The sequence below is a fragment of the Acinetobacter sp. WU_MDCI_Abxc222 genome (assembly GCF_025514755.1).
Taxonomy (GTDB): domain Bacteria; phylum Pseudomonadota; class Gammaproteobacteria; order Pseudomonadales; family Moraxellaceae; genus Acinetobacter; species Acinetobacter geminorum.
On sequence record NZ_JAHPVG010000019.1, the window covers coordinates 26138 to 38219 of the forward strand.

10 protein-coding genes and 1 pseudogene are annotated in these 12082 nt (G+C 36.9%); 9 read left to right on the forward strand and 2 right to left on the reverse strand.

Features of this window, described 5'->3' with window-relative positions; all coding sequences use genetic code 11:
- The first annotated feature begins 25 nt into the window (after positions 1-25).
- Both KTJ10_RS17245 and KTJ10_RS17250 read left to right on the forward strand, forming a co-directional pair.
- Positions 26-1072: an AbrB family transcriptional regulator gene (locus KTJ10_RS17245; protein WP_005071162.1), complete on the forward strand. Its 1047-nt coding sequence runs from the start codon at positions 26-28 to the stop codon at positions 1070-1072.
- A 109-nt stretch (positions 1073-1181) separates the two neighbouring features.
- Positions 1182-2435: a DcaP family trimeric outer membrane transporter gene (locus KTJ10_RS17250; protein ID WP_141316334.1), complete on the forward strand. Its 1254-nt coding sequence runs from the start codon at positions 1182-1184 to the stop codon at positions 2433-2435.
- Positions 2436-2537: 102 nt separating this feature from the next.
- Here KTJ10_RS17250 and KTJ10_RS17255 read toward each other — a convergent pair whose 3' ends face one another.
- Positions 2538-3146, reverse strand: a complete 609-nt coding sequence (locus KTJ10_RS17255; protein WP_262442502.1) for a LysE family translocator — start codon at positions 3144-3146, stop codon at positions 2538-2540.
- Between the two features lie 255 nt (positions 3147-3401).
- On the opposite strand from KTJ10_RS17255, the gene KTJ10_RS17260 reads away from it, so the two are divergent.
- The 4 genes from KTJ10_RS17260 to KTJ10_RS17275 all read left to right on the forward strand — a co-directional run bounded on the left by KTJ10_RS17260 (position 3402) and on the right by KTJ10_RS17275 (position 7371).
- Complete coding sequence (locus tag KTJ10_RS17260; RefSeq protein ID WP_262442503.1) at positions 3402-4274, forward strand: LysR family transcriptional regulator; 873 nt, start codon at positions 3402-3404, stop codon at positions 4272-4274.
- A gap of 368 nt (positions 4275-4642) precedes the next feature.
- Positions 4643-5629 (forward strand): DUF1852 domain-containing protein, encoded by a 987-nt coding sequence (locus KTJ10_RS17265; RefSeq protein ID WP_000031350.1) that lies wholly within the window; start codon positions 4643-4645, stop codon positions 5627-5629.
- Between the two features lie 21 nt (positions 5630-5650).
- Positions 5651-6694: a methionine synthase gene (locus KTJ10_RS17270; RefSeq protein WP_016803246.1), complete on the forward strand. Its 1044-nt coding sequence runs from the start codon at positions 5651-5653 to the stop codon at positions 6692-6694.
- A 185-nt stretch (positions 6695-6879) separates the two neighbouring features.
- Entirely contained in the window at positions 6880-7371 is a 492-nt protein-coding gene (locus KTJ10_RS17275) for a flavin reductase (protein WP_000249487.1), read from the forward strand.
- 56 nt (positions 7372-7427) lie between these two features.
- Here the strand turns inward: KTJ10_RS17275 and KTJ10_RS18010 are convergent, their stop codons facing one another.
- Positions 7428-7844, reverse strand: coding sequence for an NF045616 family extracytoplasmic (lipo)protein (locus KTJ10_RS18010; RefSeq protein ID WP_151283412.1), 417 nt, complete (start codon positions 7842-7844; stop codon positions 7428-7430).
- A gap of 691 nt (positions 7845-8535) precedes the next feature.
- On the opposite strand from KTJ10_RS18010, the gene KTJ10_RS17285 reads away from it, so the two are divergent.
- The 3 genes and pseudogenes from KTJ10_RS17285 to KTJ10_RS17295 all read left to right on the forward strand — a co-directional run.
- Entirely contained in the window at positions 8536-9090 is a 555-nt protein-coding gene (locus tag KTJ10_RS17285; protein ID WP_262442504.1) for a TetR/AcrR family transcriptional regulator, read from the forward strand.
- A 316-nt stretch (positions 9091-9406) separates the two neighbouring features.
- The gene (locus KTJ10_RS17290) at positions 9407-9691 is read left to right on the forward strand and encodes a hypothetical protein (RefSeq protein ID WP_032055237.1); all 285 of its coding nucleotides are present in this window, start codon (positions 9407-9409) and stop codon (positions 9689-9691) included.
- Positions 9692-9917: 226 nt separating this feature from the next.
- Positions 9918-12082, forward strand: a pseudogene (locus KTJ10_RS17295) (hypothetical protein); the annotation flags it as partial.

A 12082-nucleotide genomic window follows, 5' to 3' on the forward strand; every position in this document is an offset into this window, starting at 1 on the left:
TGGTTGACTATTATTGCTCTGAATTATGGAAAAAATAAGCTCAAATCTCAAAGGATTAGCAATTGCTCTGGTCGGAGCTTTAATTGCCAAATATTTGCATATTCCCTTGCCTTGGTTGCTTGGACCTTTATTGACGGCTTTATTGTTCGGTAGTGTTGGTCATCCACTTGCCTGTGATCCCCAGTGGCGACGCATAGGGCAGGTCATTATCGGTATGGCTTTAGGCCTATACTTTTCACCAGCTTTGGTACAGGCAGTGGCAGCATATTGGGGCTTTATCCTCATAGGTTTGGCATGGTCACTTGTGTTGGGTACGTTGCTGGCTGGATTGCAATATCGAGTTAATGCCTTGGATTGGGCAACTGCATGGTTTTCTTCTGCGATTGGTAGCGCCAGTGAAATGGTGAATATTGCAGAACGATATCAAGCTCAAGTCGATAAAGTCGTTGCTGCCCATAGTTTGAGAATTGTGATTTTGGTTGTGCTGGTTCCAATTTTTATGGAGCTTTATTTTCATGTTCAATGGACTGGTTTAAAGATACCAGTATCGGATCAATTTAGCTTTTTTCAGGTTGTATTGCTGTTTTGTCTGGCTCTGTTTGTGGGTAAGGTTTTTCAATTTTTTAATCTTTTGAATGCTTGGATTTTGGGTCCACTCGCCATTATTGGGTTATTGTCATTTTGTGGAATACTTCAGATGAAATTGCCTGAATGGTTTACTGCCTTTGGTCAAGTCTGTATTGGCTGGTCATTAGGTAGCAAATTTCCATTTAGCTTTTTAAGGAAAAATAAAAAATTTATTGGAATCACACTGATATTCAATCTACTGGCTTTAGCGTTATCGATCAGCGTTGCTTTATTACTGGTTAATTTAAGTCATACAGAAAAACAAATCTTGATTTTAGGGCTTTCACCCGGAGGCATCGCAGAAATGTCACTGATGGCTAAAGCTCTCGGACTCGCAGTACCCATCGTCGTTTCCTTTCAACTCTCAAGATTAATTTTCGTCATTCTCACTACACGCTTTTTTTATCAATACAGTCTGCAATTGTTTTTTAAATCTAAAAAGTAAGTAAGACATTTTTAAAGAGCTGAAAAGCGATTTAAGGGGGGACTATATCTACAATTTTTGTAAATGGATGAACAGCACGCTTTTTTGAAATAAAACAAAGGAATGCAAAATGAAATTTAACTCACCTAAGACAGTACTAATCGTTAGCTTGACCACGATTACTACATTTACCCATGCCAATCAGAGCAGTGAACTTGAACAGTTACGTGCAGAAGTGAATGAACTCCGACAAATGCTTCAGGCTCAGCAAGCAATACCTGCAAATAGCGTACAGGTCCCACACGTACCTACGGCAAGTGTTATCACGCCGCGTGAAAAAAATACTCAAGCTATATTCAAATGGCAAACAAAATCAGGTGCCAATGTTAATTTGTATGGCTTTGTTCGTGCTGATACTGCCTATCAGTTTGAAGGTGCGAAAGGTATGTTTAACCGCATTAATGGTGTGTTACTAGATGGTGATCCTGATAAAAAATCGACTGAAGATCGCTTGGATTCGACCGTAAATGCTTCTCGTATTGGTTTAGATTTTAATACTCCTGTAGGGGAAAAGACGTTAAAAGGGAAAATTGAAATAGATTTTCGTGGTGGGACAAATAAAGACAATGCCCGTCTGCGACATGTTTATTTAAACTATGATAGATGGTTGATTGGTCAAACGACGTCTACTTTTCTTTCAACTGAAACAGCACCAGAAATGCTAGATTCAAATACCGCATTAGGTGGAGGTACTAATCGTAATCCAATGGTGCGTTATTCTGGGCCAATTAATGCATCAACCTCTTATTTCTTAAGCTTAGAAAAAGGCAATGACGAGAACCGTCTGCCTTTACTGGCAAGTAAATTGAAATATGAATTTGCTACGGACAAAGGTGTAATGACCGCACGTGGTTTAGTTCAGGAAGTCCGTCTACGCAATGAAAATGATGAAACTAAAACGGGATGGGGTGCCGCATTAGGTCTTCGCTATAAAATCACGCCATCCTTATTATTTAATAGCAACTATTCGCATGTTTCTGGAGACAATAAGTTATTACTGGCAACTTCAGATAATGTCCGTCATATCCAAAACGGAGATGATGTCGAATTAATTGATTTTGATGCATTTCAATTGGGCCTTACTTATCAATTTAATGAAAAGCTAAGGGGCACAATAGGTCATGGTGCATTGATCTATGAAGATAAAGACCTAATAACAAAAGATGCCAATAAAAAGTTACAACAGAGTTGGGCGAATCTGATGTTTAAACCCAATAAACCACTAACTTTTGGGGTTGAATATGTTTATGGTGAGCGTAACACTGTCAGCCAGCAAGTAGGAAAAGATAAGCGTATAGAGATGATGGCGAAATATGAATTTTAGATGAGCGCTTATAGGGTTAAGTCATGTAATGTCTTAATCTATTGAACAAAATAAGCTAAAGCGATGTTATGTATTTATTATCGCTTTAGCAATCAAGTGCCTTTACTGAAACTTAGTAAAAAGCAAAATCACACCTAACACACATAAAATTGAGCCAATCACCTTATTAATCTGTACTTGCTTGGCTAACATTTTCTGTCTCAGTAGCATGGATGAGAACAGCACCGCCACCAGTGAAAACCATACAAAATGGGCAAAAGACATAAAAAAGCCATAAGCCAAAAGAATGGTTTTAGGCGTGGTCAAGCTCACAATTTGCGTATAGGTGCTAATCACAAATAGCGTGGTTTTAGGGTTCAGGGCGTTGGTAAAAAAGCCGTATTTTATGGCTTGCAAAGTACCTATAGAAGTTAAAGCCGCAGTGTCTAAAACTGGTTTTTGAGTAAAAGTTTTATAGCCAATATAGATCAGATAAAGTGCGCCAATATACTTAACAATATTCAAAGTTTGCGGCGTATAAGTCATTACAAAGGCAACGGCAACTAATGTGTAGGTGACATGCACCAACACGCCAAGCGATATTCCAAGTGAAGTGAATACACCTATTTTTCGACCGTACAAGTAACTATTTTTGGTCACAATCGCGAAGTCAGCGCCGGGGCTAACCACCGCCAAAATCGTAATGAGAATAACCGCAATGAACTCTGCCATTATTTTGCCCCTTCACTGAAAACGAACGTTTTTATCTGTACTTTTTGGAATGTATTTGAGAGGAGAGCTGTTCTACTTAGAGCTGTTATTCTTTTCGTGAGAAAGATTGGGACTTTACATTTGGGAAGATAGATATAGATATCTAATATATTTTTCATCATCTAAAATGGGGTTTAATAAAGATGATTTTTATTTTGAACAGAAATCTAAAAATAAAAATCGATAAAAACGACTATATATCTATGAGTTTTTGGAATGATTGAAAGAATATCGCTGAATTCACTAAAATTTTTCTATTTTGTGGCGAAGTATGGCAGCGTCACTTTAGCTGCAAAGAAATTATTTGTGACGCAAAGTGCGGTCAGTAAACAAATTTATAATTTAGAAGAAGCTTTAAATACGACTTTATTCGAACGAAAAAACAAAACACTTGTGATGACGGAGCAGGGCGAAATTTTATTGAGTTGTTGCCATCAAGTTTTTGGTCAACTCGATGAATGTTTAATAGAACTCAGCCAGCCTAAAACTCACAACAAGCAACTGGTCTTGTCGTGTGAACCGACGCTTTCCATGAAATGGCTCATTCCTCGGTTATCAAAATTTAAAAAGCTCGGTCATGATTTTGAGGTTGTGTTACTTACCGCAGGTGGCGTGGTCGATTTTGAAAAAGATAATATTGATATCGCAATTCGCAGAAATGACTTTGATTGGGGAGAGCATATTTATAGCGAAAAGATTGCCGATGAATATATCGCTCTAGTTCAAGCAACCAAGCCATCGGAAACAAACGATTTACTCATTTCGACCTCTAGACCGAATTTTTTGAAAAATATCACTCGCATTGCTGAGTTAAAGCAGAGTTTAAAAGGCTACGCTAAAGTTGAACTCGAACATTTTTATCTGTGTTTAGAAGGCTGTTTGGCGGGACTTGGCGCAACAGTCATCTCAATTTATATGATTGAAAAAGAACTTGAGTGGAACTTACTGAAAAAAATTTCACCTGTTGTACAAGATAATTCAGCCTATTTTTTACTTTCTCATAGCGCTTTTGAGGAAGATTCACGTAAAACCATATTTTTAGAATGGCTAAAAGCAGAGATGAATGAGAGTCAGCACACATTACTTTAGGTTGATTCTTTTTAATTTAAATTTTTAATATTAAGTATTTGAAAATAATAATGAATATTTAAAATGATTAAAGCACTGCTTGAGCGCCGTATCTTGAATTTCTGCTGTCTAAAATTACCGAAGATGAAAAATATTTAACTTCATACTTATTTATTAAACCCTAAACATGAATTTCACTCAGTTTGTAATGAGACTAAATCATTTTTATTCATGTTCTGATTGCGGTATAAATCTATTCATGCTCTGAAGCGCTCCAGTAATTCACTTTGATAAGACCATAAGGCACAAAACTGACAAGTCTGGAAAGTTTAAAAAGAGCAAAAAGTTTTTATTTAGGTTTTATCTCAGAAATTAGGGTACTGATCACAATGAGTAAAGAATTTACATTTACGATTAAGAGTATTTGTTTCGATGAGAACTATCGTCCAGCAGACAATACACGTATTACAACCAACTTTGCTAACTTGGCAAGAGGGATGAGCCGCGAAGAGAATTTGCGCAATACATTGCAGATGATCGACAATCGTTTCAATGCCTTAGCTCATTGGGACAACCCTAAAGGCGACCGCTATGGCGTTGAACTTGAAATCATTTCAGTTGAAATGAACATTGATGCCGAAAACCGTACCAGCGGGCTTCCTTTAATCGAAATATTGAAAACCAATATTGTTGATAAGAAAACCAATGAACGCATCGAAGGTATTGTGGGCAACAACTTCTCGTCTTATGTACGTGACTATGACTTTAGTGTGCTGTTGTTAGATCACAACAAAAACAAGTCGACTTTTAGCACGCCAGAAAAGTTTGGTGAATTGCACGGTAACTTGTTTAAGAGCTTTATTAACTCTGAAACTTATAAAGCCAACTTTAAAAAGGCGCCTGTGATTTGCCTAAGCGTTTCGACGACTAAAGAGTATCACCGTACTGAAAACGAACATCCAGTTTTAGGTGTTGAATACAAGCAAGAAGACTATTCACTCACTGATGAATATTTCCAAAAAATGGGCTTAAAAGTTCGCTACTTCATGCCGCCAAATAGCGTTGCGCCGTTAGCGTTCTATTTTACAGGCGATTTGTTGAGTGATTACACCAACCTTGAGTTGATTAGTACCATTAGTACGATGGAAACATTCCAAAAGATTTACCGTCCTGAAATTTACAACGCAAATTCAGTGGCTGGAAAATCTTATCAACCAAGCTTGAAACACGAAGATTATTCACTTACTCGAATTGTGTATGACCGTGAAGAACGTAGCCGTCTGGCTATTGAGCAGGGGAAGTTTGTTGAAGAGCAATTTATCAAACCATACCAAGCGATTCTTGAGCAGTGGTCTGCTAATTACGCTCCTAATTAATCAACATACGGGTCATTGATCATGAAAAAATTATTACCAACTTCAACTGCTGGCAGCTTACCAAAACCGTCTTGGCTTGCAGAACCTGAAAAGCTTTGGTCACCTTGGAAACTCGAAAACGAAGGCTTAGTTGAAGGTAAAAAAGACGCGTTACGTTTAGCGTTGCATGAACAACAACTTGCAGGCATCGACATTGTGAGCGATGGTGAACAAACTCGCCAACACTTTGTGACCACGTTTATTGAACACTTAAATGGCGTAGATTTTGAGAAGCGCGAAACAGTTCGTATTCGTGACCGTTACGATGCAAGCGTGCCATCTGTGGTAGGTGCGGTGTCTCGTCAAAAGCCTGTGTTTGTTGAAGATGCGAAGTTTTTACGTCAGCAAACCAATCAGCCAATTAAGTGGGCATTACCTGGCCCAATGACCATGATTGATACGCTTTACGATGGACACTACAAGAGCCGTGAAAAACTTGCTTGGGAATTTGCCAAAATCTTGAACCAAGAAGCGCGTGAGCTCGAAGCTGCTGGTGTAGACATTATTCAGTTTGATGAACCTGCATTTAACGTATTCTTTGATGAAGTAAATGACTGGGGCATCGCGACTTTAGAGCGTGCAATTGAAGGTCTAAAATGTGAAACTGCAGTGCACATTTGCTACGGTTACGGCATTAAAGCCAACACTGACTGGAAAAAGACACTCGGTTCGGAATGGCGCCAGTACGAAGAAGCTTTCCCGAAACTTCAAACGTCTAACATTGATATCATCTCGTTAGAATGTCACAACTCACATGTGCCTATCGATTTACTCGAACTCATTCGCGGTAAAAAAGTAATGGTCGGCGCAATCGATGTTGCATCTAACCAAATTGAAACACCAGAAGAAGTGGCTAACACACTACGTAAAGCGCTTCAGTTTGTAGATGCTGACAAGCTTTACCCGTGCACAAACTGTGGCATGGCGCCTCTTTCTCGTGAAGTGGCACGTGGCAAGTTAAATGCTTTAAGTGCAGGTGCAGAAATCGTTCGCCGAGAACTGACGGGTTATGATCTTACTGCTTAATATTTACCAATAAGTGGTATAAAGGGTTACTTTTTTGATAGCAGTTGATAATCAAACAAGTAACCCTCATTTTACTTACTACATGTCGCTCTAATCAGATCGCATGTTGATAGTACCTTCCTGATGGAGTTGGGCGGTATAGCAAACACACAGGACAAGGTACGGTTCAATTTAGGAATAATGTCATGGTTCAAGCAACAGACTTTAGAAATGCAATGTCTTTACTCACAAGTGCAGTTAGTGTTGTGACCACGGCAGGCATGTCTGGCCGTTTTGGATTTACTGCCTCTGCTGTTTGTAGTGTGACTGACACACCGCCGACATTATTGGTGTGTATGAACCAATCTGCGAGTTCGCATGCACATTTCCTAGATAACAAAATCTTAACTGTGAATGTGTTAGGCGCGCACCACGAACATATCTCAAAAGCATTTTCATCTAAACTCACACCAGAAGAGCGCTTTAAACATGGCGCATGGATTGAGTTAGAAACGGGTTCACCTGTGTTGGATGATGCTTTGGTAAGTTTCGATTGTGAGATTGAGCAAATTCAACAAGTCGGTACACACACGATTTTTATATGTCCGATTGTAGCGATTAAACAAAGCCAGCATGACCAAAGTTTGGTTTATTTTAACCGTGCTTATCACCAAGTGGGGCAGACCGAGATTGTCTAATCCCACTTTCCGTTTTGTAGTTTCTGAGATAGCGAAATGAGGGCCTAGGAACAAGCCTATTTACAAGTTGTTTCACCAGGTTCAGGCTCTCGGATTTCTAGCTTATTATTATGTTCTACTACACAAATACGTGTATTGAAAGTTTTGTATATATCCAAAGTAATGTCATAAGCTACATTCTTTTCAAACGCCTTTAGAGAAATTTTTACACAATCTTTCTCTTCTATTGGCAAAGGAACATTTGAATATTCTTTCTCATAAGTGCTTTTGTAGCCATTTGTATAGTCAGCTTTCGCCACAAAAATCAAAAATTTATTATCAAAACTATAATTCGTTTTTTTAGGGTTATTGGTAAAGGCACATACATAATCTTGATGTAGTGTAACCTCTAATGGAAGAGGGCCTTGGCTACAACCATTCAATAAACACCCAGCGGTTAATATTAAAATGGACTTTGAAAATAGTCTTCTCATTTATGTTCTCGTAAAGTTCTAAAAAATATTCCAAATCAAAAAGTAAAATTCATGTGGTTTAGCTTACCGTATCTGACTCTTTTTAAAAAATAAATAAATACAATTAAATATAATATCTAAAATAATAATTAAGTTAATCTAATGAAAAACAATAAGAAATTTAAACACTTGTCATAAAAGCTACATTGACACCTCTAAACTCTCAGATTATGCTTTGCATGCTGGCCACATTGCCAGCCGGCTTTGACAGGCTGATCTTTGAGAACATTGAAAAAACTCGTTTTTTTGATGTAGACCCACTCGTCTCCCTTTTTGTAGCGGTAGGACGGAAGGGGGACGCCTTTGTGCGTGCTGGGTTCTCGAAGCCAGTCTGTCAACCCTCTTTCGTTCTGCCACCATAATTCCAAATGAATGCTTTGGCAGAACTCCCAAAATCAGGAGTTGGCTATGCACATCCATCATTTTTTGGCCCTCAATGCCAAAAGCTATAACGACACAGCTTAAAAATTTAAAGCAGTTTGAACGCCATAAGGTTTTCAGGCTTTAAGTCATTTTTAGTTAAAACTTAGCAAAACAAAACTTGAGATGTGCCAAGCACCGTCTTACGGCTTTGCTGTGCTTTTTTTCTCCCAAAAAGGGTACAGGCTTTTTATCTCATTTAGAAACAACAAGAATTTATAACGGTAAAACGATGCCAACTTTAGAAATATCTTCCAAAAAATTACAGGTTGTTCAAACCGCTATCCAACTTTTTACCACGCATGGATTTCATAGTGCAGGCGTAGACCTGATTATCAAAAAATCCAAAATTCAAAAAGCGACTTTTTATAACTACTTTCACTCAAAAGAACGCCTTGTTGAAATGTGTCTAATCTTTCAAAAAAGCCGACTCAAAGAAGAAGTTCTGGCAATTGTCTACTCACACCGCTACCCAAACGCAGCCGATAAACTCAAAGAAATGGTCCGCTTACATGTTGATGTAAATAGCCTTTACCATCTTTTGTTTAAAGCTATTTTTGAATTAAAACTGCTTTATCCAAGGGCTTACCGCATGGCGATTGAATATAGAAAATGGCTACTGAAAGAAATTTTTGATTTAGTCTTTAGTCTGGAAACTAACAAACCGAAACCCGATGCCAATATGGTTTTAAACTTAATTGATGGCTTGATGCTACAGGTTTTGAGTTCAAATCGTGTGGAAGAAAGGGATGTAGTGTTGGAGTGGTTTTGGGGAAGGGGATATTAGTTTTATAAACGACAATATTTGTCGTAGTGGTAAAATTTTACCTTATAAAAAAGTAACTTAATGGTAATATTGCATCAAACAAATATTGTGAAACTTAAAAAGAGAAAACAGTGACTAATCATTTAAGAATAACTATAGCAATACGAAAGGATAATGTTGAAAATTTCGGCTTATTTTATATGAAAATTTAAAGAAGGCTGGAGGGTAAAAGGCATAATATTTTTCAATGTAAATTTTAAGAATAAATTTAAAATTAAATAGTTTTATATTTCATGAAAATTTAGTTTAATTACTTTGTTTTTATTGGGGGAAGATTATGAAAAACGAAATTATGAGCAAATCAGAAGTATGGGGATTGATTGCTCTTTTTTTAGGTTTGGCTAGTTATACTACTTTTATGTTTTATCTTCTTGCTAAAAGAAGTGAAGGGTTAAATTATTTTGATGATTTATCTTCTTTTAATTATAAAATAGCATATTTACTTTGCTTTTTAATTTTTATATTAAGAAAGTTGACTGCAAAATATAAGAGTAAATTAGCTTTTATGCCATTTTTGGCAGGGGTGCTTTTATCTGTCATGTTCTTTATCGTTATTTTATAGTGATAAATTTTAGAGTCTTGAATTGTAAATAAGTCAGATGTTTGAGAATTATTGGTGTTTTATTCTGGTTGGTTGAATTTTTTAGATTCTAGATTTTTTTATAAAAGTAGATTGGATTAAAGGGGGTAATATTAATTTTAATTTTTATATTGGGGGTGTTCTGAATTTAATATTTTAAAACGGGTTAAACAAAATAATATTTTTACTTTAGAATAAAGGGGTTTTTATGAGTGGTTCATTAGTTTTACAAATAAATGATATATATAGTGCTGTAAATGATTTAAATACAGCAACTTCATCTGGAGATAATAGATCTATAGATAAACAAATATCAGCGTTATCTCTTACATCTTCGGTACTAAATTTCGCTATACAAGCTTCTCCACCAGGTGCTTCAGATTATTTAACGGGAGTCAAATATCAGGTTGATGCAGCTTTGACAGGTGCAGCTTTAACTCAGGCTATGATTAATATAGATCAAGGAAATTACTCGGGAGCAATATCCAATACACTAGCAGCAATGTCTACAGCAACCGGTCTTGCAGCTCTCGCCGTAGATAAACCTGGTTTAAGTACTGCATTGAATGGCCTTTCAGGATTTTTGGGATTAAGTTCCAATATTGCAGAGAAAGGGCCTGAAATAGGAGATGCTTTAGCTCAAGCCCTTTCTGAAATACAGAAAATGCAACATGACGGTACATTCCCGGAACTAGATCCAGGTTTAATGGCTGGTTTTGCTGGTGAAGTATTAGAAGGGTGGTCAAAAGAGTTCTATAGTTGGTTCCCAGATGATTGGAATCCTTGGAAAAATATCGATCGAAATAGTGATGGTGTAAAAAAGTATCATATTTATGATCCAGTTGTCTTAGATCTAGATGGGGATGGTATTGAAACGATTGCTGCCAATAAATGGGCTGGTGTGTTATTCGATCATGATAATGATGGTATCCGTACATCAACAGGTTGGGTTGGTTCGGATGACGGTATCCTAGTATTGGATCGCAATGGTGATGGTGTCATTAATGATGGTAGTGAGTTATTTGGTGACAGTGTAACTTTGAAGGATGGTAGTCAAGCAAGTAATGGTTATGCTGCTCTAGCTGAGTTTGACAGTAATGGCGATGGTAAAGTAAATGCTGAAGATACAAACTTTGAGCAGCTTAAAGTTTGGCGTGACCTAAACCAAGATGGAGTTAGTCAGACGAATGAATTATTTGGTTTAACTGAGTTAGGGATTCAATCTTTAAATTTAAATCATACAAATACTGATACTGCGTTGGGTAATGACAACATCTTGGCTCAAACTGGAAGCTTTGAAACTCTAGATGGTCAAAGCTATATAATGGGAGATGTCAATTTTAGTTTTAATAGTATCTACAGCAGTTTTAATAACGCTATCGAACTAACAGCAGAACAACAACAAGCTGCAAATCTACAAGGTGTTGGACGTGTTCGTGATCTTAGAGAAGCAGCTGCTTTATCTCCAGAATTAGCAGAAACATTAAAAAATTATTCAAATGCAGAAACTAGATCTGAGCAGTATGATCTATTAGATCAATTGATTTTAAATTGGGCAAAAACTGATCCAGATTATAAAGAAGCAAATGAATTGCAAATGGTATCTTGGGTTAAAACTGCTAATGAAGGTATAGCATTAACCCCAGGACAAGCATCGACAGGTACTTTAAGCTCACCATTGTCACAAGAATCTCAGACAATGTTAGATAAGATTCATTATATGCTTCCAATATTAAATGCATTTTCTGGTTCAAAATCTTCACAAATTTATTATGACAATGAAGCAGATATTAAGAATGTATTTAATACTATAAATAATGCATATATGAGTTTGAAAGAAGGGATTTACACTGGCTTACTTTATCAAACTCGCTTAGATGATTATCTGGCAGAGATTAAATTTAATTTACAAGCATCAAATCCATCTGAGTTGTTTGATTATTCTGGAATTCAGGAAAAACTAGAGCAAACTTTTATAAATAATCCAGAGAAAGCATTTACAGATTTAATTGATTTAGTAAACCATCATCCTGATGTTTTAACTAATTGGTTGCCAGAAGGAAAAGAATTATTAATTAATTATTTAAGTAAAGTCGTTGATCAGGAACTATGGGGCGATTTAGTGCCTAAAATCGATCTAAAAACATTCGATGACTTAGGTTTTATTATCGGAACAAAATTAGATGATACTTTAAATGGCACAGTTCAAGATGATATTTTAGTAAGTGCTTCAGGAAATGACATATTAAATGGTGCTGCTGGTTCCGATACTTTAGTTGGAGGCAGTGGCAATGATAAGCTGTATGGGGGAGCTGGTGTAGATATCCTGATCGGTGGTACAGGAAATGACAATCTGGAAGGTGGATATCATGG

What these genes read in the sequence shown, in the direction of transcription:
- KTJ10_RS17245 (WP_005071162.1), top strand. Translation starts at nt 26, where the DNA reads ATGGAAAAAATAAGCTCAAATCTCAAAGGATTAGCAATTGCTCTGGTC.
- KTJ10_RS17250 (WP_141316334.1), top strand. Translation starts at nt 1,182, where the DNA reads ATGAAATTTAACTCACCTAAGACAGTACTAATCGTTAGCTTGACCACG.
- KTJ10_RS17255 (WP_262442502.1), bottom strand. Translation starts at nt 3,146, where the DNA reads ATGGCAGAGTTCATTGCGGTTATTCTCATTACGATTTTGGCGGTGGTT.
- KTJ10_RS17260 (WP_262442503.1), top strand. Translation starts at nt 3,402, where the DNA reads ATGATTGAAAGAATATCGCTGAATTCACTAAAATTTTTCTATTTTGTG.
- KTJ10_RS17265 (WP_000031350.1), top strand. Translation starts at nt 4,643, where the DNA reads ATGAGTAAAGAATTTACATTTACGATTAAGAGTATTTGTTTCGATGAG.
- KTJ10_RS17270 (WP_016803246.1), top strand. Translation starts at nt 5,651, where the DNA reads ATGAAAAAATTATTACCAACTTCAACTGCTGGCAGCTTACCAAAACCG.
- KTJ10_RS17275 (WP_000249487.1), top strand. Translation starts at nt 6,880, where the DNA reads ATGGTTCAAGCAACAGACTTTAGAAATGCAATGTCTTTACTCACAAGT.
- KTJ10_RS18010 (WP_151283412.1), bottom strand. Translation starts at nt 7,844, where the DNA reads ATGAGAAGACTATTTTCAAAGTCCATTTTAATATTAACCGCTGGGTGT.
- KTJ10_RS17285 (WP_262442504.1), top strand. Translation starts at nt 8,536, where the DNA reads ATGCCAACTTTAGAAATATCTTCCAAAAAATTACAGGTTGTTCAAACC.
- KTJ10_RS17290 (WP_032055237.1), top strand. Translation starts at nt 9,407, where the DNA reads ATGAAAAACGAAATTATGAGCAAATCAGAAGTATGGGGATTGATTGCT.